The sequence below is a fragment of the Streptomyces sp. SP18CS02 genome, assembly GCF_036322365.1.
Taxonomy (GTDB): domain Bacteria; phylum Actinomycetota; class Actinomycetes; order Streptomycetales; family Streptomycetaceae; genus Streptomyces.
The window spans coordinates 62,233-85,836 of the sequence record NZ_JAQYXC010000280.1 but is presented as its reverse complement, the minus strand read 5'-3'; the positions used below and the strand labels follow the sequence as shown (position 1 = coordinate 85,836).

General features: G+C 73.1%; 20 protein-coding genes. 12 read left to right on the top strand and 8 right to left on the bottom strand.

Annotated elements, in window-relative coordinates:
* Nucleotides 1-220: 220 nt before the first annotated feature.
* The 3 genes from PUR26_RS14575 to PUR26_RS14565 are packed head-to-tail and all read left to right on the top strand — an operon-like array spanning nucleotide 221 to nucleotide 2,836.
* A complete protein-coding gene (locus PUR26_RS14575; RefSeq protein WP_329872767.1) occupies nucleotides 221-487 on the top strand; it encodes a hypothetical protein in 267 nt (88 codons plus the stop codon).
* Nucleotide 488: 1 nt separating this feature from the next.
* Nucleotides 489-2,585: a 4-alpha-glucanotransferase gene (gene malQ / locus PUR26_RS14570; RefSeq protein WP_329872766.1), complete on the top strand. Its 2,097-nt coding sequence runs from the start codon at nucleotides 489-491 to the stop codon at nucleotides 2,583-2,585.
* Nucleotides 2,586-2,605: 20 nt separating this feature from the next.
* On the top strand, nucleotides 2,606-2,836 hold the full coding sequence (locus PUR26_RS14565; protein ID WP_329872765.1) for a hypothetical protein: 231 nt from the start codon (nucleotides 2,606-2,608) through the stop codon (nucleotides 2,834-2,836).
* A gap of 171 nt (nucleotides 2,837-3,007) precedes the next feature.
* Here PUR26_RS14565 and PUR26_RS14560 read toward each other — a convergent pair whose 3' ends face one another.
* On the bottom strand, nucleotides 3,008-3,523 hold the full coding sequence (locus PUR26_RS14560) for a MarR family winged helix-turn-helix transcriptional regulator (RefSeq protein WP_329872764.1): 516 nt from the start codon (nucleotides 3,521-3,523) through the stop codon (nucleotides 3,008-3,010).
* Between the two features lie 135 nt (nucleotides 3,524-3,658).
* Here PUR26_RS14560 and PUR26_RS14555 point away from each other — a divergent pair, with 135 nt between their 5' ends.
* Together PUR26_RS14555 and PUR26_RS14550 are read left to right on the top strand one after the other, a co-directional pair.
* Nucleotides 3,659-4,585 carry an EamA family transporter gene (locus PUR26_RS14555; RefSeq protein WP_329872763.1) on the top strand — a complete coding sequence of 309 codons (927 nt, stop codon included), beginning with the start codon at nucleotides 3,659-3,661 and terminating at the stop codon, nucleotides 4,583-4,585.
* Nucleotides 4,586-4,627: 42 nt separating this feature from the next.
* Nucleotides 4,628-5,542, top strand: coding sequence for a DMT family transporter (locus tag PUR26_RS14550; protein ID WP_443077080.1), 915 nt, complete (start codon nucleotides 4,628-4,630; stop codon nucleotides 5,540-5,542).
* A 115-nt stretch (nucleotides 5,543-5,657) separates the two neighbouring features.
* Here the strand turns inward: PUR26_RS14550 and PUR26_RS14545 are convergent, their stop codons facing one another.
* Nucleotides 5,658-6,197, bottom strand: coding sequence for a peptidase inhibitor family I36 protein (locus PUR26_RS14545; protein ID WP_329872762.1), 540 nt, complete (start codon nucleotides 6,195-6,197; stop codon nucleotides 5,658-5,660).
* A gap of 281 nt (nucleotides 6,198-6,478) precedes the next feature.
* Between PUR26_RS14545 and PUR26_RS14540 the strand changes: the two genes are divergently transcribed.
* Nucleotides 6,479-7,381: a LysR family transcriptional regulator gene (locus PUR26_RS14540; protein WP_329872761.1), complete on the top strand. Its 903-nt coding sequence runs from the start codon at nucleotides 6,479-6,481 to the stop codon at nucleotides 7,379-7,381.
* Between the two features lie 176 nt (nucleotides 7,382-7,557).
* A complete protein-coding gene (gene alc / locus PUR26_RS14535) occupies nucleotides 7,558-8,721 on the top strand; it encodes an allantoicase (RefSeq protein ID WP_329872760.1) in 1,164 nt (387 codons plus the stop codon).
* Between the two features lie 144 nt (nucleotides 8,722-8,865).
* Here the strand turns inward: alc and pepN are convergent, their stop codons facing one another.
* Both pepN and PUR26_RS14525 read right to left on the bottom strand, forming a co-directional pair.
* Nucleotides 8,866-11,436 carry an aminopeptidase N gene (pepN, locus tag PUR26_RS14530; RefSeq protein ID WP_329872759.1) on the bottom strand — a complete coding sequence of 857 codons (2,571 nt, stop codon included), beginning with the start codon at nucleotides 11,434-11,436 and terminating at the stop codon, nucleotides 8,866-8,868.
* A gap of 59 nt (nucleotides 11,437-11,495) precedes the next feature.
* Nucleotides 11,496-12,797 carry a TerD family protein gene (locus tag PUR26_RS14525; protein WP_329872758.1) on the bottom strand — a complete coding sequence of 434 codons (1,302 nt, stop codon included), beginning with the start codon at nucleotides 12,795-12,797 and terminating at the stop codon, nucleotides 11,496-11,498.
* 269 nt (nucleotides 12,798-13,066) lie between these two features.
* Between PUR26_RS14525 and PUR26_RS14520 the strand changes: the two genes are divergently transcribed.
* Nucleotides 13,067-13,537: a DUF1203 domain-containing protein gene (locus tag PUR26_RS14520; protein ID WP_329872869.1), complete on the top strand. Its 471-nt coding sequence runs from the start codon at nucleotides 13,067-13,069 to the stop codon at nucleotides 13,535-13,537.
* Here the strand turns inward: PUR26_RS14520 and PUR26_RS14515 are convergent.
* The 3 genes from PUR26_RS14515 to PUR26_RS14505 all read right to left on the bottom strand — a co-directional run bounded on the left by PUR26_RS14515 (nucleotide 13,527) and on the right by PUR26_RS14505 (nucleotide 18,934).
* Nucleotides 13,527-14,555: an aspartate-semialdehyde dehydrogenase gene (locus PUR26_RS14515; protein WP_329872757.1), complete on the bottom strand. Its 1,029-nt coding sequence runs from the start codon at nucleotides 14,553-14,555 to the stop codon at nucleotides 13,527-13,529. The two genes, PUR26_RS14520 and PUR26_RS14515, sit on opposite strands and share 11 nt — an antisense overlap.
* A gap of 267 nt (nucleotides 14,556-14,822) precedes the next feature.
* On the bottom strand, nucleotides 14,823-18,131 hold the full coding sequence (locus tag PUR26_RS14510) for a S8 family serine peptidase (protein WP_329872756.1): 3,309 nt from the start codon (nucleotides 18,129-18,131) through the stop codon (nucleotides 14,823-14,825).
* A 254-nt stretch (nucleotides 18,132-18,385) separates the two neighbouring features.
* Nucleotides 18,386-18,934: a CGNR zinc finger domain-containing protein gene (locus tag PUR26_RS14505; RefSeq protein WP_329872755.1), complete on the bottom strand. Its 549-nt coding sequence runs from the start codon at nucleotides 18,932-18,934 to the stop codon at nucleotides 18,386-18,388.
* A 126-nt stretch (nucleotides 18,935-19,060) separates the two neighbouring features.
* Between PUR26_RS14505 and PUR26_RS14500 the strand changes: the two genes are divergently transcribed.
* The 4 genes from PUR26_RS14500 to PUR26_RS14485 all read left to right on the top strand — a co-directional run bounded on the left by PUR26_RS14500 (nucleotide 19,061) and on the right by PUR26_RS14485 (nucleotide 22,312).
* The gene (locus PUR26_RS14500) at nucleotides 19,061-19,516 is read left to right on the top strand and encodes a VOC family protein (protein WP_329872754.1); all 456 of its coding nucleotides are present in this window, start codon (nucleotides 19,061-19,063) and stop codon (nucleotides 19,514-19,516) included.
* Between the two features lie 13 nt (nucleotides 19,517-19,529).
* Complete coding sequence (locus PUR26_RS14495) at nucleotides 19,530-20,498, top strand: pyridoxamine 5'-phosphate oxidase family protein (protein WP_329872753.1); 969 nt, start codon at nucleotides 19,530-19,532, stop codon at nucleotides 20,496-20,498.
* A 9-nt stretch (nucleotides 20,499-20,507) separates the two neighbouring features.
* Nucleotides 20,508-20,963: an NUDIX hydrolase gene (locus PUR26_RS14490; protein WP_329872752.1), complete on the top strand. Its 456-nt coding sequence runs from the start codon at nucleotides 20,508-20,510 to the stop codon at nucleotides 20,961-20,963.
* A gap of 179 nt (nucleotides 20,964-21,142) precedes the next feature.
* Entirely contained in the window at nucleotides 21,143-22,312 is a 1,170-nt protein-coding gene (locus tag PUR26_RS14485) for a serine hydrolase domain-containing protein (protein ID WP_329872751.1), read from the top strand.
* Between the two features lie 4 nt (nucleotides 22,313-22,316).
* Here PUR26_RS14485 and PUR26_RS14480 read toward each other — a convergent pair whose 3' ends face one another.
* The gene (locus PUR26_RS14480; protein ID WP_329872750.1) at nucleotides 22,317-23,387 is read right to left on the bottom strand and encodes a hypothetical protein; all 1,071 of its coding nucleotides are present in this window, start codon (nucleotides 23,385-23,387) and stop codon (nucleotides 22,317-22,319) included.
* Between the last annotated feature and the right edge of the window lie 217 nt (nucleotides 23,388-23,604).

Here is a 23,604-nt window from a genome sequence, read left to right as displayed (position 1 = left end):
TGGCCGTACTGGTGGGTTCGAGCCCACCACCCACTCGCCGAAGGTGTCAATGTGTGTGGCCGATGTGTCGTATTTGCCCACCGGGTGCCGCAGGGACACGAAGTACCTTCCAACGCCCCGGCCGGAAAACGGAATGTGACTGACGCCACGTTCGGCGGATGTGGCGGCGTCCGCTGGGTAGGGCTGGGGTGTCCCACCGTCACCGCACAGGGAGGCCGTCGTGGCCGCTTCCGCCCAGCTCCTGCTGTCCGCCCTCTCCAAACAGGTCCCCGGCCCCGCGCCGCGCGGGCCGCGCCTCATCAGCAAGCCGCCCCTGACCAGCGTGCCCCCGCTCCCGGACCTCCTCCCCGGCCCCCTCACCAGCGAGCCCCCGCTCGCCGACGCGGCTCCCCTGACCAGTGAGCCCGCCCTCACCGACTTCACCCCCCTGACCAGCGAGCCGACCGCGCACGGCACGGCCGGCGGACCGGAGTCCCCAGGAGCCTGAATTGACCCTTGCCCGGCTCGCCGCGCTGCACGGTGTCGCCACCGCCTACGCTCCGTCCCCCGGCGTCACCGTCCCGGTCCCCGACGCCACGGTGATCACGGTCCTCGCCGCCCTGGACGTCGACGCCTCCACCCCCCGGGCGGTACGCGCGTCCCTGGCGGCCGCGGAGGCGGCCGGGGCGCGGCGGCTGCTGCCGCCGACGCTGGTGCTGTGGACGGACGCCCTGCCGGAGCTCCCGCGCCCGCTCGCGGACCTCCCTCCGGGCACCGTGCTGCGCGTCACGACCGAGCAGGACCAGCTGGTGTGCGGCGAGAGGCCGCCGTGGGCCGAACTGCCGCTCGGCGTGCACCGGCTGGAGGCGAGGGCGCGCGACGGACGCACCGCGCGCTGCGCGCTCGTCGTCGCCCCCGCGCGCGTGCCCCAGCCCGCCGCCCGCGGCTACGGCGTGCTCGCGCAGCTCTACTCGCTGCTGTCGGGGCGCTCCTGGGGCATGGGCGACCTCGGTGACCTCCGCGAGCTCGCCGAGTGGTCCGGACGGACGCTCGGCGCCGGGTTCGTGCAGGTCAACCCGTTGCACGCGGCCGTACCCGGAACGCCCACCGACCCCTCCCCGTACCGCCCCTCCTCGCGGCGCTTCCCCGACCCCGTCCATCTGCGGGTCGAGGACGTCCCCGAGTACGCCTACCTCCGCGGCCACCTCGGCGAGGAGGAGCGCGGAGAGCTGGACGCCCTCCTCGACCGCGCCGGCGAGCTGCGCGACGGGGTCCTGCGCAAGGGCGAGTTGATCGACCGGGACGCGGTGTGGGTCCTCAAGCGGCGCGCCCTGGAGCTGGTGCGGAACGTGCCCCTCGGCCCGGGCCGGCGGGCCGCCCTGCGCGCCTTCCGCGCCGCCCACGGGCAGGCGCTGGAGGACCACGCCACCTGGTGCGCGCTGGCCGAGCGCTACGGCGCCGAACGCCACCAGTGGCCCGAGGGCCTGCACGACCCCAGGTCCCCCGAAACGGCCCGGGCGCGCGAGGAGTTGCGGGACCGGGTCGACCTCCACTGCTGGCTCGCCTGGCTCACCGACGAGCAGCTGGCCGCCGCGGCGGGGGCCGCCCGCGAGGCCGGGATGGCCGTCGGCATCGTCCACGACCTGGCCGTGGGTGTGCACCCGGACGGTGCCGACGCCTGGGCGCAGCAGGAGGCGTTCGCCCGCGGGATGTCCGTGGGCGCCCCGCCGGACGCGTTCAACGCGCGCGGCCAGGACTGGGGCCTGCCCCCGTGGCGCCCCGACGCGCTGGCCGCCTCCGGGTACGCCCCCTACCGCGATCTGCTGCGCGGACTGCTGCGCCACGCGGGCGCCCTGCGCATCGACCACGTCATGGGCCTGTTCCGGCTCTGGTGGGTGCCCGAGGGCCTTGAGCCGACGGACGGCACCTATGTGCGCTACGACGCCGACGCGATGCTCGCCGTCCTCGCCCTGGAGGCCCACCGCGCGGACGCCGCCGTCATCGGGGAGGACCTCGGGACGGTCGAACCGGGCGTACGCGAAGCGCTCCAGCGGCGGGGCGTGCTGGGGACCTCGGTGCTCTGGTTCGAACGGGACTGGGAGGGCACCCGCCGGCCGCTGCCCCCGGCCGGCTGGCGGGAGGACTGCGTGGCCACCGCCACCACCCACGACCTGCCCTCCACCGCCGCGCGCCTGACCGGCGAGCACGTCGAGCTGCGCCACCGCCTGGGCCTGCTCGCCCGGCCGCTGGAGGAGGAGCGTGCCGAGGACGCCGAGGAGGTCGCCGAGTGGCTGGAGTACCTGACGGGTCTCGGGCTGCTGGCACCCGGCGCGCGCGACGAGGAGGCCGAGATCCGCGCGGTCTACCGCTTCCTGCGGCGCACCCCCGCGCGGATGGTGGGCGTCTGGCTGCCCGACGGGGTCGGCGACCGCCGTCCGCAGAACCTGCCGGGCACCTGGAACCAGTACCCGAACTGGCGGCTGCCCGTCGCGGACGCGCGAGGACGCCCCGTCACCCTGGAGGAACTCGCCGCGTCCCCCCGGCTCGACGCCCTGATGGCCGAGGTCCGACCGCATACGGCACCCCCGGGCGCGCGGCTCGTCTAGGCGTTCGCTACGTTTGCACCGTGGACAAGAAGAACGCCCTGCGCGCCGGCGCCGTCGCGGCCGGTACGACGCTGATGATGCTGCTCATGTCGTCCCCCGCGCTCGCGGTCACCCGCGACGACGGTGACGACCCGGGTTCCGGCCTGAGCGTGATCGACACCCTCGGTCTGTTCGTCGCCGCGCCGATCCTGCTGTTCCTCGTGATCGCCGGCCTGGTGATGATGCTGGACAAGTCCAAGAAGCAGGTCTGATCCCCCGGGGTTCCCCTTCCGGGAGCTCCTTCGCCGCCGGGGCGTCCCCGTCCGCGCCCGCGGCCGACCGCGTTCGGCCGTATCCGCCGCGCGGTCCGCGCGCGTTCGCCCCTCCGGCCCTTCTCCGACCCGCCCGGGCGGCAGTGTCCCTGCCGCCCGGGCGGTCGTGTGTCACGCGCCCGACGCCATGAGCAGCTTTCGCAGGAGCTCCGCCAGCTGCCGCGCCTCCGACTCGTCCAGCGCGGACTCCAGCGCCGCGCGCTGCACCGCGAGTCCGGCCTCCACGGCTTCGTCCACCAGTTCGCGGCCCCGTTCGCTGAGCGTCACGCGCAGCCCCCGCCGGTCGTGCGGGTCGGGGCTGCGGCCCAGCAGCCCGGCCCGCTCCAGTCTGTCGAGCCGCCCGGTCATCCCGCCCGTCGTGAGCATCAGCGTCGCCGACAGCTCGCGGGGCGACAGCGTGTACGGCTCCCCCGAGCGGCGCAGCGTCGCGAGGACGTCGAACTCCCCCCGGGAGACGCCGAAGGGCGCGTACGCCTTGCCCACCTGGTCGCTCATCGCGTTGGCGAGCCGGTAGACGCGTCCGTAGACCGCCATCGGGACCGTGTCGAGGTCCGGGCGCACCACGGCCCACTGGGCGGTGATCGCGTCGACGGGGTCCTGGCCGGGGGAGGGGGTGGAGGTGCTCATGGCGGCAGTGTGCGGTGTTCCTCCGGTCACTGGCAAGAAAGCGGCACGCACGTAAGTGACATGGCTCTAAGTCGCTTGCATGTAAGTAGCTTAGCGCTAAGCTACTTGCCACCAAGCTCACTGGAGGGGTCAGCCGTGTCCCGCAGAACCGCCGTCATAGCCCTCACCGCCCTCGCGCCGGTCTCATGGGGCTCCACCTACGCCGTCACCACCGAGTTCCTGCCGCCCGACCGGCCGCTGTTCACCGGGCTGATGCGCGCGCTGCCCGCCGGTCTCGCGCTGCTGGCGATCACCCGCACGCTGCCGCGCGGTGCCTGGTGGTGGAAGTCGGCCGCCCTCGGGGCGCTGAACATCGGCGCGTTCTTCCCGCTCCTGTTCCTCGCCGCGTACCGCCTGCCCGGCGGGGTCGCCGCGGTCGTCGGTTCGGTCGGACCGCTCTTCGTCGTGGCGCTCGCGGCCCTGCTGCTGAGGGAGCGGCCCACCGCGCGCGCCCTGCTCGCCGCGATCGCCGCGGCCTTCGGGGTGAGCCTGGTCGTGCTGAAGGCGGGGGCGGCGCTGGATCTCGTCGGCGTGCTGGCCGGGCTGGCCTCCGCCGTGTCGATGTCCGCGGGCACGGTCCTGACCAAGCGCTGGGGCCGGCCCGAAGGGGTGGGCCCGCTGGTGCTGACCGGCTGGCAGCTCAGTGCGGGCGGGCTGCTGATCGCCCCCGTCGCCCTGCTGGTGGAGGGCGCGCCGCCGGCCCTGGACGGCCGTGCGATCGCCGGGTACGCCTACCTCGCCCTCGCCAACACCGCCGTCGCGTACTGGCTCTGGTTCCGTGGGATCGAGCGGCTGACGGCCACCTCCGTCACCCTGCTCGGGCCGCTGTCGCCGATCTCGGCGGCCGTCATCGGCTGGGCGGCGCTCGGTCAGGCGCTGGGTCCGGTGCAGCTGGCCGGCATGGCGATCGCCTTCGGGGCCACCCTGGCCGGGCAGCTGCCGTCCCGCGGAACGTTCAGTCCAGCTGAAAGGAATGGTCAGGAACTTTCGGTGGACCCGCGCATTCCCGCGGTGCGACGGTAGGGCCCGAGCCGAGCCCCCGGGAGGGGGAGACGAGGGGTGACCGTGGCAGTCCTGGATCGTGTCCGTACCGCTGGACGGGCGGCCGGGGGAGGGTCGCCGGCCGGGGCCGGCCTGCTCCTGGCCGCCGTCGCGACGGTCGTCTGGTCGGGCAGCTTCGTCACCTCCCGCGCCCTGCACGACTCGGTGCCGCCGGTCCAGGCCGCCTTCTGGCGCTGGATCGTCGCGATCCTCGCGGTCGCGCCCTTCGCCGCCCGGGAGACCTGGCGTCAGCGGCGGGTCCTCCGCGACCACCTCGGCTTCGTCGTGGCGGCCGCCCTGCTCGGTGTCACCGTCAACAACACCCTCGTCAACCAGGCCGGCCTCTCCACCTCCGCGGGCACCATGGGCATGATCATGGCCGCGTCCCCCGTGCTGATGACGGTGTGCGAGGGGATCGGAGGCACCCGTCCCGGGCCCCGCCGTCTGACGGGCATGCTGATCGCCTGCGCCGGGGTGGTGCTGCTGGTCGGCAAGGGGTCCCCCGGCCTCGCCGCGGGCGACCTGTGGATGGTGGCGGCGGCGGTCTGCTTCGCCTCGTACAGCGCGCTCCTCAAGCGGCGCCCGGCGCGGATCGGGGGGCCGGTCCTCCTCCTCGCCACCTTCGTGCTCGGCGCGCTGATGCTCCTTCCGGCGTACGGGATCAGCCTCACGGTCGAAGGCGGCTTCGAGCCCTCGCCGGGCACGGTCGGGCCGCTGGTGTACGTCGGGGTCTTCTCCTCCGCCCTCGCCTTCTTCGCCTGGAACAAGGCGATCGCGCTGATCGGCGCCGCGCGGGCGGGGATCGTCTACTACCTCCAGCCGGTCTGCGTGACCCTGCTGTCATGGGCCCTGATCGGCGAGCGGACGGGGCCGCTCCAGTTCCTGTGCATGGGCCTGATCCTGGGCGGAGTGATCCTCGGGACGGCCCGGGCGAGGTGAGGGACGGCGGCGCGGACGACGAGAGGGCCTCGCCCGCCGCTGGTCGGGCGGTGGGCGAGGCCCTTCCCGTCGGGACGACGGGGCGGAGCGGACGGTCAGCCGTCCGCCCGTGCGGTCAGCAGGGGATCACGTACCAGACGGGGGACCAGTTGTAGCTGGAGCTCGCCGAGTAGGCGCCCGGCGTGGTGTAGATGGTGCTCCGGTTCTGGTCCTGGAACCGCGCACGGGTGCCGGGGGTCTGGTTGTTGATCCAGGAGCCGTAGCCGTTCCAGTTCGACAGGGCGTAGCTGCCGCACCGGTACAGGTTGAACTGGGCCCCGGTGAAGTTGGTGCCGGTGAACATGCAGAAGTTCTGGGCCGGGCAGTCGGCGCGGGCGTCGCGCTTCGCGCCGGGCAGGGGCAGCACGATCTCCCCCCGGCCCTCGACCTCGATCCGGTTGAGGGCGACCCGCGTGCCGCCCTCACGGGCGAGATGCCGGTCGACCGCCTCCTGGAGGCCGGCCTGCTGGTGGTCGGTGAGGCCCGCCCGCTCCGCCTCGGCGGCGAAGTCCTGGTGGGCGGAGAGCGGCGCGGCGGTCGCCGTGGATCCGAGCGCCGTGGCGGCGACCAGTGCCATGATCGCGAACAGCGCGGCGGTCAGCTTGCGCAGAGACATGCGTGTTTCCCCCTGGGTTCCGCGGGACGAACGCCCGTCGCCCTTGCGGCGGGCATGCCAATGAGTGTCGTGGCCGGGTGTGCCCCGGACAACCGATTCCTTCGCTCATGTCCTGAAGACGCCAAAAGGGCCTTGATCACCCGACCGCCCTGAAAAATCCCCGTGCCGGGCGGGGCCGGGCGGGTGCCCCGGGCCGTCCCGCCCGGCCCGGAGGGTGGTCGGCCCGGCCCGGAGGGTGGTCGGCCGGGGCCGGTGCCGGGTCTCCGGATAGGTTGCCCGGCATGAGCGAGTGGGACATCAAGAAGCTCCAGATCCTGCGCACCCTGCGCGACCGCGGCACGGTGACCGCGACCGCCGAGGCACTGCTGATGACCCCCTCGGCCGTCTCGCAGCAGTTGTCGAACCTCTCCCGGCAGCTGGGTGTCCGCCTGCTCGAAGCGCACGGGCGGCGGGTGCGGCTCACGGACGCCGCCCATCTCGTGCTCCGCCACGCCGAGGCGGTGTTCGCCCAGCTGGAGCGCGCGGACGCCGACCTGTCCGGATATCTGGCGGGCGAGGCGGGGGAGGTGAGGGTCGGGGCGTTCTCCACCGCCGTGCCCGCTCTGGTGGTGCCGGCCGTGCGCGGGCTGCGGACGGCCCACCCCGGGCTGGAGGTACGGGTACGGGAGGCCGAGGCCGCCGAGGCGTACGAGTTGCTGTCGGCCGGGGCCGTCGACCTGGCGCTCTCGCTCGCGGCCCACGCGCCGACGGCCCGGGACCCGAGGTTCACCCGCGTACCGCTGCTCGCCGATCCGCTGGACGTCGCCCTGCCGGCCGGGCACGCGCTGGCCGGCGCACCGGGGCTGCGGCTCGCGGACCTGTCGGGCGAGCGGTGGATCTTCGGGGGCAGCGGACCGTGGTCGGAGATCACCACGGCGGCGTGCGAGGCGGCCGGGTTCGTGCCCGAACAGGCGCACTCCGCGGCGGGCTGGACGGCCATCCTCGCCATGGTGGAGGCCGGGATGGGGATCGCGCTGGTTCCCCGGATGGCGGCGGCCGAACGGACGGCCGGTGTGGTGACGCGGGTGCTGGAGGCCGACCAGCCGCGCCGTCACGTGGTGGCCGCGGTGCGCCGCGGCGCGGAGGGCGCCCCTTCGGTGGCCCGGGTGCTGGCGGCGCTGCGGGGCGTGGCGGCCCGGCGATGACGCCGCACCGACGCGGCGGTGCGCCCTCCTGCCCGGGGCGCCGCGCGAGCCGGCGGCCCACGGCCGGGCGGCGGCGAGCGGCCACCGGCCACCCAGCAGACCTTTCAATCCAGCTGAAAGGCCAGTGAAGAAACATTCGATGGACCTGACCCGTCCGTCGGGCCGACAGTCGGAACATGACCTTCGAACCGAGCGCCCCCAGCGACCAGAACCCGCACGCCAACGACGCCGCCCCCTACGCCGGAGGCGACCCGTACGCCGACTACCGCGGCGGTGAGTTCGCCTTCACCGAGCTGGTCGACCTGGCGGACCGACGCCTCGGCGCCGGGGTCGTCGCCGCCAACGACGAGTTCTTCGCCGAGCGGGAGAACCTGCTCGTACGCGAGCGCGCCGTCTTCGACCCCGAGCGCTTCGGGCACAAGGGCAAGATCATGGACGGCTGGGAGACCCGCCGCCGGCGCGGCACCGACGGTGACCGTCCCTTCCCCGCCCGCGAGGACCACGACTGGGCGATCGTCCGTCTCGGCGCCCCGGGCGTCATCCGCGGGATCGTCGTCGACACCGCCCACTTCCGGGGCAACTACCCCCAGCGCGTCTCCGTCCAGGCCACGACCGTCGGAGTCCCGGGTGGCCCCACGCCGGGCCCGGAGCAGCTGCTCGCCGACGACGTGACATGGGAGGAGATCGTCCCGCCCACCCCCGTACGGGGCCACGCGGCCAACGGCTTCGACGTCACCACCGAGCGCCGGTTCACCCATGTGCGCCTGTGCCAGCACCCGGACGGAGGCGTCGCCCGGCTGCGCGTCCACGGCGAGGTCGTGCCGGACCCCGAGTGGCTGGAGCTCCTCGGCACGATCGACCTCGTCTCCGTACTCAATGGCGGGGTGTACGAGGACGCGTCGGACCGGTTCTACTCGTCGCCCACCCAGATCATCCTGCCGGGCACCTCACGCAAGATGGACGACGGCTGGGAGAACCGGCGCCGCCGGGTCCGCGACACCAACGACTGGGTCCGCTTCCGGCTGGCCGCGCAGGGGGCGATCCGGGCCGTCGAGATCGACACCGCGTACCTGAAGGGCAACTCGGCCGGCTGGATCGCGCTCCAGGGCCGCGACGGCGACGCCGGCGAATGGTTCGAGATCATCCCGCGGACCAGGCTCCAGCCCGACACCCCGCACCGTTTCGTGCTCCCCGGCCGGGCCGTCGCCACGCACGTGCGCCTGGACGCCTTCCCCGACGGCGGCGTGGCCCGTATGCGTCTGCACGGGTCGCTGACGGAGCAGGGCGCCGCCGCCCTGCGCACCCGGTACGCGGAACTCGACGGCCGTACCCGCGCCTGACACCAGGCCGGACCCCAGGCCCGACACCACGCCCGACACCAGGCCGGACCCGACGCCTGACCCCACGACGAAGCGGCGCCCCGCAGGGAAGGGCGCCGCTTCGTCCGTCGTGGCGCGCGCCCCGAAAGGGGCGGCGTCATGGGCTCAGGAGGCGGCGGCGTCCGCCGACCGGGCCCTCAGCGCCCGCTCCACGCCCGCACGGGACTCCGAGATCAGACGGCGCAGCGCCGCGTTGGGCCTGGCGCTCTCCAGCCAGGCGTCCGTCGTGTCCAGCGTGGCCTGCGAGACCTGGAGCGACGGGTACAGCCCCACCGCGATCTGCTGGGCGATCTCGTGCGAGCGCGTGTCCCACACCTCCTTGACCGAGGCGAAGAACCGCTCCGTGTACGGCGCGAGGAGCTCACGCTGGTCGGTCTGGACGAAGCCGCCGATCACCGCCTCCTGCACCGCGTTCGGCAGCTTGTCCGACTCGACGACCGACGCCCAGGCCTCGGCCTTGGCCTCCTCCGTCGGCCGCGCGGCGCGCGCGGTGGCCGCGTGCCGCTCGCCCGCCGCCGTCCTGTCCCGCTCGTGCTCGGCGGCGATCTCCGCCTCGTCGTACACGCCCGTGGCGGCCAGCCGCTCCACGAAGGCCCAGCGCAGCTCGGTGTCGACGGCCAGGCCCTCGATCGACTCGCTGCCCTCCAGCAGACCCGTCAGCAGGTCGAGCTGCTGCGGCGTGCGGGCCGTGGCCGCGAACGCACGCGCCCACGCCAGCTGGTGGTCGCTGCCCGGTTCGGCGGTGCGCAGGTGCGCCAGCGTCGCCTCGGTCCAGCGGGCCAGCGCCGTGTCGCGCCGCTCCGGCGCCGCGTACAGGTCCAGCGCCAGCTTCACCTGGCGGTGCAGCGACTGGACCACACCGATGTCGGACTCCTTGCCGATGCCGGACAGCACCAGGTCCAGGTACGCCTGCGTGGGCAGCTCGCCGTCCCGCACCATGTCCCAGGCGGACGCCCAGCACAGCGCGCGCGGCAGCGACTCGGTGAAGTCGCCCAGCCGCTGGGTGACGTTCGCCAGCGACTCCTCGTCGAGGCGGACCTTCGCGTACGTCAGGTCGTCGTCGTTGAGCAGCACGACGGCCGGACGCCGCTTGCCGGCCAGCTGGTCCACCGGGGTCAGTTCGGCCGCCGCGATGTCCAGCTCGATCCGCTCCACGCGGACCAGCTTGCCGTCGGTCACGTCGTAGAAGCCGATGGCGATCCGGTGCGGCCGCAGCGTCGGCTCGCCCTTGGCGCCCGCGGGCAGCGCCGGCGCCTCCTGCCGGACCGCGAACGAGGTGATGACGCCGTTCTCGTCGGTGGTGATCTCGGGCCGCAGGATGTTGATGCCGGCCGTCTCCAGCCACGCCTTGGACCAGGTCTTCAGGTCGCGGCCGGAGGTCTCCTCCAGCGCGCCCAGCAGATCGGACAGCCGCGTGTTGCCGAACGCGTGCGCCTTGAAGTAGGCCTGTACGCCCTTGAAGAACTCGTCCATGCCCACGTAGGCGACGAGCTGCTTGAGCACCGACGCGCCCTTGGCGTACGTGATGCCGTCGAAGTTCACCAGGACGTCGTCGAGGTCCCGGATCTCCGCCATGATCGGGTGGGTGGACGGCAGCTGGTCCTGCCGGTACGCCCAGGTCTTCATCGAGTTGGCGAAGGTGGTCCACGCGTGCGGCCACTTGGAGCCCGGGGCGTACGCCTGGCAGGCGATCGACGTGTAGGTGGCGAACGACTCGTTCAGCCACAGGTCGTTCCACCACTCCATGGTGACGAGGTCGCCGAACCACATGTGGGCCAGCTCGTGCAGGATCGTCTCCGCACGCACCTCGTACGCCGCGTCCGTCACCTTCGAGCGGAAGACGTACTGGTCGCGGATGGTCACCGCGCCCGCGTTCTCCATGGCGCCGGCGTTGAACTCCGGCACGAACAGCTGGTCGTACTTGGCGAAGGGGTACGCGTAGTCGAACTTCTCCTGGAACCAGTCGAAGCCCTGTCGCGTCACCGCGAAGATCTCGTCCGCGTCGAGGAACTCGGCCAGCGACGGACGGCAGTAGATGCCCAGGGGCACGGACTGCCCGTCCTTCTCGTACGAGCTGTGGACGCTGTGGTACGGGCCCGCGATCAGCGCGGTGATGTACGTGGAGATGCGCGGGGTCGGCTCGAAGACCCAGAGGTCGTCCTTCGGCTCCGGCGTCGGCGAGTTCGAGATGACCGTCCAGCCGGCGGGCGCCTTGACGGTGAACTGGAAGGTCGCCTTCAGGTCGGGCTGCTCGAAGCTGGCGAACACGCGCCGCGCGTCCGGCACCTCGAACTGGGTGTAGAGGTAGGCCTGCTCGTCGACCGGGTCGACGAACCGGTGCAGGCCCTCACCGGTGTTCGTGTACGAGCAGTCGGCGACGACCTTCAGCTCGTTCGGTCCCTCGTGCAGGTGTGCGAGCTCGATCCGCGCGTCCCGGAAGACCGCGGCGACATCGAGCGACTTGCCGTTGAGCACGACCTGGTGCACGGCCGGCGCGACCAGGTCGATGAAGGTGTGTGCCCCGTGCTCGGCGGACTCGAAGCGCACGGTGGTCACGGACCGGAAGGTGCCGCCCTCCTGCGCGCCGCTCAGGTCGAGGTCGATCTCGTACGAGTCCACGGTCAGCAGCTTCGCGCGCTGCTGCGCCTCTTCACGGGTCAGGTTCGTGCCAGGCACCCGGTCATCTCCTCCGTATACGACATACGACGTTTACGGTCATCCTTCCACGCTGCCCCTCAGCCGCGCACAGCACATTTCCACGGGCCGTCGCCGGCGATGCGCAGCAGGCCGGGGCCGGGTACGGGAGCGCTCACCCGCGTGTCGCCGATCTCGTTGACGAGCAGGTCCTGGTCCTCCTCGTCGTACTCCGGCTCCTGGGGCGGCCTGTGCTGGTGGACCGTGAAGTTGCTCTCGCCGCTGTGGAAGAAGTCCAGCACGCCGGCCGGTCCCTCGTAGACGACCAGGTCGTGGGCGACGCCCTCGATCCGGTCGGAGAAGCGGCGGGCGTGGGCCAGCGGCAGCACCCGCAGGGTCCACGGCGTGTCGGCCTCGACGCGCAGGCCGAGCGGGCGGTCCCGCGGGACCAGGGCGACCGTCCGGGCCTGGACGTCGTCCTCGTACGCCGTGAGGAGGAAGTCCACGCCCCGGCCGTACTCGTCGCAGGACTCGATGGTGGTGGAGATGGAGTTGCGCGACTCGATCTCGACGAGCACCCAGCCGGGCGGGATCGCCGGGTCGCAGCGGACGGTCTCCTTGCCGCGGCCCTGGTGGACGAAGGGCCGGAAGGTCCGCTCGTACGGCGGGCCGGCCGCCTGGAGGGCACCGTGCGGACCGGCAGGGCCCGGATGGCCCGCGGGGGCATCGGCACGGCCGGCGGCGGGGGGCGTGTGACCCGCGTACCCGGTCGGGGCGTACCCGGGGTCCGGGTGGCCGGCCTCGGGTGCCGCGTACCCGGGTGCCGCGTACCCGGGCGGGGCCGGCGCGGGGGCCGGGGGCGGCGGGGGAGTCCGCTCCACACGGATGCCGAAGTCCGTCGCCAGGCCCGCCAGGCCCGTGGCGTAGCCCTGTCCCACGGCGCGGAATCGCCAGCCGTCCGCCCGGCGGTAGAACTCGCCGAAGACGAACGCCGTCTCGGTGGTCGCGTCCACCACCGGGAAGTACGCCACGGACGCGCCCGTGGCGTCCGCGACCCGCATGTCCAGCTCCGGCACCCGGCCGAAGGTGCCGCCGTCGCAGGAGGCGGCCACCACGACCCGGTTCACCGAGGCTTCCACCCGGGACAGGTCGATCCACAGCCAGTCGGCGGCCGTCTCTCCCGCCGGGTCGGACTTGCCCATGTGGCGCACGGCGCCGGAGGGATGTACGCGCTGGTTGTAGAAGACGAGGTCGGCGTCGCCCCGCACCAGCCCGCCGCCGTCGAGCAGAAGCGCCGAGACATCGATGTCGGGGAGCCCCGGCCCGGTCCGCCAGCAGACGGCGACCTGGAGGGGGCCGGAGGCGGGCACCGGCAGATTGGCACCCTTGGGTATCTGCGTCATGGGCGGATCTTGTCACTTCAGGGCCCTGAATCGAACGCAATGACCGAATTCCGCCAGCGTCCTGTCACGTCCGCGCGGAGTCTGAACCCATGACCGCATCCACCGCACCCGCGGCCGCCGCACCCGCATCCACCGCACCCGCCGCGTCCGGCACGTCCACCGGGCCCGGCGCGTCCACCGGGCCCGGCGCGTCCGTATCCGTATCCGCATCCGCGTCCACGACGCCGGGGGCGCCCGCGTACACCGCCCGTCCCCTCGATCCCGCAGCGCTGGAGCAGCTGAGGGAGACGGACGACGCCGGGCGGACCTGCCGGCCGTACCCCGACCCGGAGGGCGGCGCCCCGCTGCGCTGCTGCCTGCGCCGCTCGGAGGCCGGGGAGCGGATCGCGCTCGTCTCGTACGCCCCGCTGCGCCGCTGGGCCGCCGGGACCGGGGCCAGGCCCGGTGCGTACGACGAGCAGGGGCCCGTCTTCATCCACGCCGACGCGTGCGACGGCCCGCGGGGCACGGGCTACCCCTTCAGCGGGCCGGGCGCGCTGCGCACCCTGCGCCGCTACGACGCGGAGGGCCGGATCGTCGGCGGCCGCCTCCTGGAGATCCCGGAGGCGGCCGGCCGGGCCGTCGAGGCGTTCGATCGGGCCCTCGCGGAAGCCTTCGCCGACCCGGCCGTCGCCCTGGTGCACGTCAGGGCCGTCGAGTACGGCTGCTTCCACTTCGAGGTCAGGCGCGTCAGGCGCTGAGCTCCCGGGCGACCAGCTCCGCGATCTGCACGGCGTTCAGCGCCGCGCCCTTGCGCAGGTTGTCGTTGGAGACGAAGAGGGCGAGGCCGTTGTCGACGGTCTCGTCCACGCGGATGCGGCCCACATAGGAGGCGTCCTTGCCGGCCGCCTGGAGCGGCGTCGGGATCTCGGAGAGCTCGACGCCCTCCGCGTCCTTCAGGAGCTCGTACGCGCGCTCGACGCTGATCGGGCGGTCGAAGCGGGCGTTGACCTGCAGGGAGTGACCCGAGAAGACCGGCACGCGGACACAGGTGCCGGACACCTTCAGCCCGGGGATCTCCAGGATCTTGCGGGACTCGTTGCGGAGCTTCTGCTCCTCGTCCGTCTCGAACGAGCCGTCGTCGACGATCGAACCGGCCAGCGGCAGCACGTTGAAGGCGATCGGACGCTTGTAGACGCCGGGCTCGGGGAACTCCACGGCCGCGCCGTCGTGGGTCAGCTCGGCCGCGCGCTCGGCGACCTGCTTGACCTGGCCGTCGAGCTCGGCGACGCCGGCCACGCCGGAGCCGGACACGGCCTGGTACGTGGTGGCCACCAGGGCGGCCAGGCCCGCTTCCTGGTGCAGCGGCTTCAGCACGGGCATCGCGGCCATCGTGGTGCAGTTCGGGTTGGCGATGATCCCCTTGGGGCGGTCCTTGACCGCGTGCGGGTTCACCTCGGAGACCACCAGCGGCACCTCGGGGTCCCGCCGCCAGGCGGAGGAGTTGTCGATCACCACGGCGCCCTGCGAGGCGACCTTCTCGGCGAGCGCCTTGGACGTGGCGCCACCGGCGGAGAAGAGCACGATGTCCAGACCGGTGTAGTCGGCGGTGGAGGCGTCCTCGACGGTGATGTCCTGGCCCTGCCACGTGATGGCGGACCCCGCCGAACGGGCGGAGGCGAACAGCCGCAGCTCGTCGACCGGGAAGTTCCGCTCGGCAAGGATCTTGCGCATGACCGTGCCGACCTGACCGGTGGCTCCGACGATTCCGACCTTCACGGGACTCCTCCATAGGTGCGTGCGACCTGCTGGTCGCTTCCATCATGCGTATGTTCCCGGTCGCCTTGTCCAATCCATTGTCCGAGGGACGGGACACACGGGACCGCCCGAGGGCGCTCCGCGGACGATGCGCACGGGCCCCACCTCGTCCGGCGGCACCCGCTCCCGCCCGGCGTCCGCGGGCTTCGTGCGGCCCTCGCCGGGCGGTGACGCACGAAAGGGCGGGCGCCCGGCCGGGCGCCCGCCCTCACTCCTGTGCCCCGGGTGCTACGGCGTGACCTTCTCGATCACGACGCTGCCGGTGCCCGCGGCGGTGCCGCGCGCGTTGAGCAGCCGCACCTCGCCGAAGAACTGCCGGCCCTCGGGGGCCGCGCCGTTCACCAGCACCTCGGCGGTGACCGGCGCGGTCGCGCCGTTCGCCAGGGTCACGGTCTTCGACTCGTCGACCGTGACCGTTCCGAGCGCGGACGAGAAGTACACGTCCTTGTAGTCGTACGTGGTCGAGCCGGAGGGCACCGCGTACCCGTCGACGACGATCGTGTACGTGCCGGCGGCCGGCTTGATCAGGGAGACGGACTCCTCCGAGTCGCCGTCCGCGGACTGGCCGACGGTCTGGCTGCCCTTGAGGACGGTCAGGTCCAGGTCGGCGGCCTTGTCCGAGGTGTTGCCGATGGCGACGTCGAGGCGCTCGACGCCCTCACCGACGGTGACGGTGGTGACCTGCTGCTCGTGGTTGGCGATGGTCGGGGCCCCGACCTTCGCGGAGCCCAGAGAGCCGCCCTTCAGCCTGCCGTCGATGGCGGCGAAGCCGTTGGTGACCTTCCACTCCACCGCGGCCGGCGTGCCGACCTTGGCCTCGGGGACCGTCTTCACGGCCGGGTCGAACGCGGCTCCCAGCAGCGTCACGTCCAGCTTGTACGGGTTGTCGAGGTCCGGCGACGTACGGCGCGACTCGACCTCGATCTCCCAGACGCCCGGCGCCGGGTCGGCGTACGAGCGCGCGTCCGGACGGCAGGTGTTGGCCGGGTTGTAGTGCGGGTAGCACAGGCTGGACGCGGTGTCCTCGACGGCCACACCGTAGGGGTGGATGGAGATGAACCGGGTCTGGCTCTTCTCCTTCAGCCCGCTGAGCGCGACTTCGAGGGTCTGGGCGCCCTGCGGGACGGTCACGAAGTACGACCTGTGGCTGTTGCGCTGCACCGAGCCGCTCGCCGAGAAGGCGTACCCCGGCTTCACCAGCTGCTGCGAGACGACCACGGTCGAGAGGATCTGCCGGTCGACGCCCTCGGTGCGCACGTCGTCCACTTCGAGGATGGCGCTGTGCACACCGGCGGTGCGGGCCTTGGCCGCGACCTTGACGGTGACCGGCTTGTTCAGCGGCAGCACCACCGAGCCCGAGCCGGGCAGGTCGAACGTGCCGTCGTTGTACTTCCAGTCCAGCTCGTGCCGCAGCGGACGGTCCGGGCCGGTCGTACGCGTGATCGTGACGTCGTAGAGCTTCTTCTGGCCTGTCTTGAGACCGCCCTCGCGGTCGTAGATGCCCGTGCCGGGCTTCTTCAGCTCCTGCTCCAGCGCGGTGTCGACGGGCGCGGCGACCGTGTACTCGTGCGCGGTCGCGCCGTCCTTGACCGACTGCCAGGCGTCCACGATGTCGATCAGGCCGGAGCCCTGCTCGTGCGCCGCGACACCGGGGATGCGGTTCGCGGTGCTGGTCAGCGCGGTGCGCAGGGTGAGCGGGGACAGCTCGATCTTCTTCTGCCTGGCGGCGGAGATCAACAGCGCGCTCGCGCCCGCCGCCTGCGGCGAGGACATCGAGGTGCCGTTGAGCATGCCGTACCCGGCGGGCAGCTTGTAGCCGGTCTCCGGGACGCCGGCGCCGGCCTGCCAGGTCGGGATGGTGTTCACGGCGGAGCCGGGCGCGGAGATCGTCGGGGTGAAGCCGCCGTCCTCACGCGGGCCGCGCGAGGAGAAGGGGAACATGGCGTACTTCTTCTGGACGCCCGAGGCGTAGTTCGACGCCCAGGTCTCCTTGGAGATCGCCGCACCCACCGAGATGACCTTGTCGGCCAGGCCGGGGTCGCCGATGGTGTTGATGCCCGGACCCTCGTTGCCGGCCGAGATGACCAGCTGGACGCCGTAGGTGTCGATGAGCCGGGTGTAGAGCGCGGCGCGGGCGTTGTCGCCGGAGTTGAGCGCCGGCAGTCCGCCGATGGACATGTTGATGATGTCCACACCACGGTTGACGACCAGGTCCGCCATGCCCTCGGTCAGCGCGGTGTTGGTGCAGCCGCCGGACCAGGTGCAGGCGCGCGAGGAGACGAGCTTGGCGCCGGGGGCGGCGCCGTTCATCCGGCCGCCGAAGAGGCCGTTGGCGGCGGTGATGCCGGCGACGTGGGAGCCGTGCGCGGACTCGACGACACCGATGTTGACGAAGTCGGCCTTCGCGCCGGCCGCGTTGTACTCGACGTCCTTGCGGATCTCGACCACGAACGGGATGCGCTCGGCGACCTCGGTCGCCGGGTCGTCCGTACCGAACCAGCCGACCTGGAAGCCGTCCTTGTAGGGCTTCATGGCCACGTCGTCGGTGAAGTCGGCGTTGCCGTTCAGGTCGAGGCGGACCGTGCCGGCCGCCGCGTCGTACAGCACACCCCACACGTCGGTGGTGTCGCCGTCCCGGTTGAGGTCGCCGGCCATGTCGCCGCCCTTGGTGGCGGCCTCCGCGAAGGTCTGGTACTTGTACGAGCCCGCCGGCGCGGTCCAGGTGCGGCCGGCCGCGGTGAACACCGGGCCGGTGACCTCGGTGGTCATGGCGCGCCAGGTGGCGTCCCCGTCCGTGACCGGGTCGGTGGCGGTGACCCAGTCGGTGATCTTGCGCTCGCCGGTGGTGGTCCTCTGCAGCGCCGGGTGGCCCAGGTCGACACCGGAGTCGAGGATGCCGATGGTCACCCCGCGGCCGTCGGCCTTCGGGTTCTTCTTGACGAAGTCGACCGCACCGGTCTCGAAGGACGGGTTGTACGGGTTCTTCGCCGGGGTCTTCGCGTCGGGCGCCGGGTAGGCGGTGGCCGACCCCGCCGCACCGGACCCGGCGGTGGTCCCCGCGTCGGGCGACGGGTCGTCCAGCACGATCTCGTGCTGGAGGTCGATGCCCTGGACGGAGGAGAGCTTGGCGGCCGCGGTGAGCGCGGTCTCCGCCGTGGCGGTGGGCAGCGTGGCGCGGACGTAGCCGAGCTTGTCGTACGTCGTGCCGAGCGTCGCGCCCTTGACGGCGTCCAGCTGGGCCGCGACCTGTTCGGTCTGGCCGGGGGCGGTGGCCACCATGACGGTGACGGTCTTCTCGCCGCCGGCCTCCGCCGCGGCCAGCCGCTCGGTGTCGGCGGAGCCCAGCTTGTCCGAGGTGCCCGCGGGGGCGGTCTTCGCCGGTGCGGTGCCGGCCGGATCGTCGGCGGCGAAGACCGGCGCGGAGCCGGCCGCGACCAGTGCGGCGACCAGGCCGGCCGCGGCGGCCACCCGGGCCGCGCGTCTGTGCCCGGGGATCGAGCTACCGGATATGGAGCTCTGGGATTCGGGGGTGGTCATCAGCATCCCTGTTTGTGAATGAAGGGGTCCGGAATTCGGTGCCGGATGACCGCTCACCCTTTCGTAAGTGGCGGTGGTTTGTGGAGGGTTGACGGAGGCGGGATGCGGTCATGGCGTACATCCGCCATTGCGGGATGTACGCCATGAAGAACAAACCGGCCCTTACGGCCCGTCGGTCATCGCCTTCGGGGCCGGGGCCGGGGCCGGTGCCGGCGGTGGTGACGCCGGTGACCTGTGGGGACTCCCCCGCATGCTCAACCTTCCTTGGCGCGGGCGTAGTGCCGGGACGCCTTGGCGCGGTTGCCGCACACCGCCATCGAGCACCAGCGCCGGGTGCCGTTGCGCGAGGTGTCGAAGAAATGCAGGATGCACGCCTCGTGCGCGCAGGAGCGGATCCGGTCGGGAGCCGTCCGCAGCAGGTCGAGGTAGTTCCGCGCGGCCGTCCAGCCCGGACCCCAGGACGGATCGGCGAACTCGGCCTCCTCGCCGGGGCCTTCCGGGGTGAGCGTGGCCCGGATGCGGCCATGGGCGAGGACCCCGTTCAGCCGGGCGGCGGCCTCGGGGTCCCCGGGCGAGCCGACGACGGCGGCCAGTGCCTCGCGGGCGGCGACCAGGTGCTCCAGGGTCGGCGCGTCGGCGCGGAACCGCCCGTCGAGACCGTTGCCCGCCAGCCAGATCGCCGCCCCGCGGACATCGGTGAGCAGGTCCTGGCGCACGCCCTCCATGTTCCAGCGGGTGTTGAGCAGGTCCAGGGAGACCGGCTCGCCGACCAGGGGACGCGGATCGGGCCCGGGGGTGGTCATCCGTGCGGTCTCCTTCGGGTCACTCCCCCTTGCTAACCCCTCAATCGTACGTGAGTGGTTGACCACCTCATGTCTAACCCCTAAAGTCGCATTCAGCGGTTAGAACTCCGACGAGAGGGATACGGCATGACGGCGATCAGCACGCTGCGCACCGGACACATCGGCCTCAACGTGACGGACATGGGGAGGTCCCTCGCCTTCTACGGCGACGTCCTCGGCTTCGAGGTGCTCGGCGAGGGCAAGGAGGACGGCAGGCGGTACGCCTTCCTCGGCCAGGAGGGCCGGCTCGTCCTCACCCTCTGGCAGCAGGCGGACGGCGGCTACGACCCGGCCGTCGCCGGACTGCACCACCTGGCCTTCGAGGTCGGGACCATGGACCGGGTCAGGGAGGCCGAGGCCGTGCTGAAGGCGCACGGCACCGCGTTCGCGTACGACGGCGTGGTCGCCCACCGCGAGGGCGCGGCCTCCGGCGGGATCTTCTTCCGCGACCCCGACGGCACCCGCCTGGAGATCTACGCCCCGACCGGGGCCGAAGAGGCGTCCGCACCCGTCGAGTCCGCGCCCACCTGCGGCTTCTTCTAGGAGGGCGGCGCCCATGAACGGTCCGTACCACGAAGGATCACTGGCCGTGCAGCGCCGGGTCGGCGTCCGTGGGCCCGCCGACCACGTCGGCCGGTCCATCGGCGCCGGCATCCGGCCGGTCGCCGCCGCGTTCCTGGAGCTCCAGCCCATGCTGGTGATCGGTGCGGCGGACCCCGACGGCCGGGTCTGGAGCTCCCTGCTCACCGGGGCGCCCGGCTTCGTACGGGCCACCGGGCCGCACACGGTCTCGGTGGCCGGCGGCGTGGCGGACGGCGACCCGCTCGCCGTGGCCCTCGCGGGGACGGCCGGGGCCGGAGGGCCCGAGCGGGCAGGTCCCGAGCGGGCCGGGGGGCCGGAGCGGGCCGGTCCGGCGCACGAGCACGGAGCGCGGGCCGATCCCCTTCCCGTCGGGACCATCGCGCTCGACCCGCGCACCCGTCGCCGGATGCGGCTCAACGGCACCGCGCGGCCGAGTCGGCGGGGCCTGGTCGTCGAGGCGGCTGAGGTGTTCTCCAACTGCCCCAAGTACCTGCAGAGACGGGAGCTGTTGGCGGCCGCCCCGGAGGCTCCGGCAGGTGCCGTACGCCACGGCGGCCGGCTCACCCCCGGCCAGGCCCGGTTCGTCGGCGCCGCCGACACCTTCTTCATCGCCACCGTCGGCCCGGACGGCGCCGACGCCAGCCACCGCGGCGGCAACCCCGGCTTCGTACGCGTCACTTCGCCCACCGGGCTGCACTGGTCCGACTACCCGGGCAACGCGATGTTCCTGACCCTCGGCAACCTGGAGACCGATGCCCGTGCCGGGCTGCTCTTCCTCGACTGGAGCACCGGCGCCACGCTCCAGCTCAGCGGTACCGCCCGCGCCGAGTACTCCGGCGAGGGCAGGACGGTCCACTTCACGGTCGACCGGGTCGTGGAGCGCGAGGGGGCCGGTCCGCTGCGTTGGTCCGCACCCGAGTACTCACCGGCCAACCCGGATTAACCTCCTTGTATGAACAGAAGGTTGAGGGTCGCGGCCTATGCCGTGTGCGTCCGGGACGGCCGGATCCTGCTGGCCCGGGGCACCGCGGCCGACGGCTCCAAGGAGTGGACCCTGCCCGGCGGCGGCATGGACCACGGGGAGGACCCGTTCGACACCGTCGTGCGCGAGGTGGAGGAGGAGACCGGCTACACCGCCGTGGTGACCGCCCTCCTCGGCCTCGACACGAAACGGCTCCGCCTTCCCGGGAGGTTCGGCGCCACCACCGACTTCCAGAGCCTGCGCATCCTCTACGAGGGCCGGATCACCGGCGGTGAACTGCGCCCCGAGGCCGACGGCACCACCGACCTCGCCGCCTGGCACCCGCTCGACGAGGTGCCCTCCCTCGCGCGCATCGGGCTGGTCGACACCGCCCTGCGGCTGTGGCGCGAGCGGCCTCCCGAGGGCCGTGCCCCTCGAAACGGCTGAAAACCGCTCAACCTTCACGGACTTGTCAACGCTCCGCACCCCACCTGAGTCCTGGACAACGACCGCACCATCAGCGACGGCGGGCACAGCGGGAGCGGCGACCGCGCACACCCACACGGTGGCGCCGGCCCGCGGCCCGCGAGCGGCCAACGCCGTCGCACTCGACGAGGGAGCTCAGGATGTCCGTACAAGCGGTACGACCGGTCCGGACGGCGCTGGCGGCGGCCGTGACGGCGGCGGCGGTGACCGTCACCGTGTTCGCGGGCGGCCCCGCCACGGCGGCCGACGGAAAGGCCGGCGGGGAGCACCGCGGGACGCAGGAGGCGATCGACGCGGTCGTCCGGGCCGGGGTGCCCGGCATGCTGGTCCAGACCCAGGACCGGCGCGGCACCTGGAACGGTACGGCCGGGGTCGCCGACCGCCGGACGGGACGCGAGCGCCTGCCGCAGGACCGCTACCGGGTCGGATCCATCACCAAGACCTTCGTCGCGACGGTGCTGCTGCAGCTGGAGGCCGAGGGACGGCTGGACCTGGACGACCCGGTGGAGCGGTGGCTGCCCGGCGTCGTGCGCGGGAACGGCCACGACGGCCGGAAGATCACTTTGCGCCAACTGCTCAACCACACCAGCGGCGTCTACAACGTCACCGCCGACCCGGGCTTCCAGAAGAAGGTCTTCGGCCCCGACTTCCTCCGGCACCGCTACGACACCTGGACGCCGGGGCAGCTGGTGGCCCTGGCCATGACCCACGAGCCGGACTTCGCACCCGGCACGGACTGGCGCTACTCCAACACCAACTACGTCCTCGCCGGAATGGTCGTCGAGAAGGCCGCCGGCCGCCCCTACGCCAAGGAGGTCGAGCGCCGCATCCTCAAGCCGCTCAAGCTGCGCGCCACCAGCCTCCCCGGCACGGACGCCCGCATGCCCTCGCCGAGCGGGCGGGCGTACTCGACGCTGGGGGTGCAGGGCCCCGAGGCGAAGATCCACGACGTCACCGAGCTGAACCCGTCCATCGCCGGAGCGGCCGGGGAGATGATCTCGAACTCCGCGGACCTCCAGCGCTTCGTCCAGGCGCTGATGAAGGGGAGACTGCTGCCGCCGCGGCAGATGAAGGAGCTCACGGACACCGTAGCGACGGGGGACGAGGGTTCGCCGACCCGCTACGGGCTGGGCCTCATGTCCCAGAAGCTGAGCTGCGGCAAGGAGGTGTGGGGGCACACCGGGGGCATACACGGCTCCGGTTCCGGCATGATGACCACCCGCGACGGCCGCCATTCGCTGGCGCTGAACGTCAACGGCGACTGGGCGGGTGACACCGACGCGGTCGTGGAGGCCGAGTTCTGCGGCTGACCCCTCATCGGGGCTGCACGACCACGTACGCGGCCGGCGGCCGGTCACCCGCGGCCATCAGCGCCGTCCGGACGACGACCGCCTGCTGCTCCTGGGCGTCCCGCAGCTTGCGGGGCGTGGTGTGCACGACCGTGATGCCGAGCCGCTCCAGCTGCTCGCGCTTGCGCGTGTACTCGGACCACATCGCGTCGTCGTCCTGACGGGGCGCCCGGGTGTCGAGCTCCAGGGCGACGGCGTGGTCGGGCCAGTACGCGTCCACGCCGCCGAGGTGCGGGCCGCCGGGCACCCGCAGGTCCACGTTCCACAGCGGGTCCGGCAGCCCGTGCGCCCGCACCATCTCGTACAGCCGGTCCTCGGCCAGCGACCGCCCCTCGGCGAGCAGTGAGTCGACGGCGTCCACCACATGGGGGCGGGACAGCAGCCGGGCCCGGTTCAGCTCCAGCACCACGGCGGCCGGCTCGCAGTGGCCGCCGCGTACCGCCTCGGTCAGCAGACGGCGCACCGCGTGGGCGTCCGTCAGAGGGCCGACCGTGTCCGCGAGGGCCCGCGCCACCGGCGCCACCGGCAGGTCGGTGACCTCCACGGGCGCGGGCAGCTCGGTGGCGCGGACGATCCGGACGAAGCCGGTCGACCGCAGCCTCCGGGTACGCGGCACCAGGACGTCGATCCGGTCCAGGGACGGCAGCGGGGGAGCCGACGGGAAGCGGTACAGCGCCAGCGCGGCCGGCCCGGTGATCAGCGCCTGGCCGTACCCGGCCCCGCCGGTCCCCTCGCCCGCACCGGCCTCCGCGCCCTGCCCCGAGCCGTCCCCCGAACCGTCCTGGACCGGCGGCCTGCCGGCGTACAGCAGCGCGGCGTGCAGCCGCTCCTCGCTGGTGGGCATGCCGGGATGCAGGAGGTACACCCCCGGCAGCAACTGCTGCCAGGGCCCGCCGGCCCGGCACTGCGCCGCGGCCTCGGCGGCCGGCACGCCGTGCGCCCGCAACCGCGCGGCGGACAGCACCCGTCGGCGCACATCGGCGAGGCGCGAGAGGTGGGAGAGGGGGAGGGGGGAGAGCGGGGCGTCGTTCTTCATGGCCCGGGGATTCCCGCCGACCGCACCCCCGCTAACCGCTGTTACACGTCCGTCGACAATCCGGGACATCCCCGTCCTAAAGTACGGGCGTTCGAATGCCGATCAGGGGCTTCGGAAAGGCACCCCGGGGCGCCGCGCCCGGATCCGGCCGGGGGCCCCGGAAGGCCCGCGGCCCCGCCCCGGATCCCGGCCCCGCCCCGGATCCGGGGGGCGGGGG

What these genes read in the sequence shown, in the direction of transcription:
- PUR26_RS14560 (WP_329872764.1), bottom strand. Translation starts at nt 3,523, where the DNA reads ATGAGCACCTCCACCCCCTCCCCCGGCCAGGACCCCGTCGACGCGATC.
- PUR26_RS14545 (WP_329872762.1), bottom strand. Translation starts at nt 6,197, where the DNA reads ATGTCTCTGCGCAAGCTGACCGCCGCGCTGTTCGCGATCATGGCACTG.
- PUR26_RS14540 (WP_329872761.1), top strand. Translation starts at nt 6,479, where the DNA reads ATGAGCGAGTGGGACATCAAGAAGCTCCAGATCCTGCGCACCCTGCGC.
- alc (WP_329872760.1), top strand. Translation starts at nt 7,558, where the DNA reads ATGACCTTCGAACCGAGCGCCCCCAGCGACCAGAACCCGCACGCCAAC.
- PUR26_RS14525 (WP_329872758.1), bottom strand. Translation starts at nt 12,797, where the DNA reads ATGACGCAGATACCCAAGGGTGCCAATCTGCCGGTGCCCGCCTCCGGC.
- PUR26_RS14510 (WP_329872756.1), bottom strand. Translation starts at nt 18,131, where the DNA reads ATGACCACCCCCGAATCCCAGAGCTCCATATCCGGTAGCTCGATCCCC.
- PUR26_RS14505 (WP_329872755.1), bottom strand. Translation starts at nt 18,934, where the DNA reads ATGACCACCCCCGGGCCCGATCCGCGTCCCCTGGTCGGCGAGCCGGTC.
- PUR26_RS14500 (WP_329872754.1), top strand. Translation starts at nt 19,061, where the DNA reads ATGACGGCGATCAGCACGCTGCGCACCGGACACATCGGCCTCAACGTG.
- PUR26_RS14495 (WP_329872753.1), top strand. Translation starts at nt 19,530, where the DNA reads ATGAACGGTCCGTACCACGAAGGATCACTGGCCGTGCAGCGCCGGGTC.
- PUR26_RS14490 (WP_329872752.1), top strand. Translation starts at nt 20,508, where the DNA reads ATGAACAGAAGGTTGAGGGTCGCGGCCTATGCCGTGTGCGTCCGGGAC.
- PUR26_RS14485 (WP_329872751.1), top strand. Translation starts at nt 21,143, where the DNA reads ATGTCCGTACAAGCGGTACGACCGGTCCGGACGGCGCTGGCGGCGGCC.
- PUR26_RS14480 (WP_329872750.1), bottom strand. Translation starts at nt 23,387, where the DNA reads ATGAAGAACGACGCCCCGCTCTCCCCCCTCCCCCTCTCCCACCTCTCG.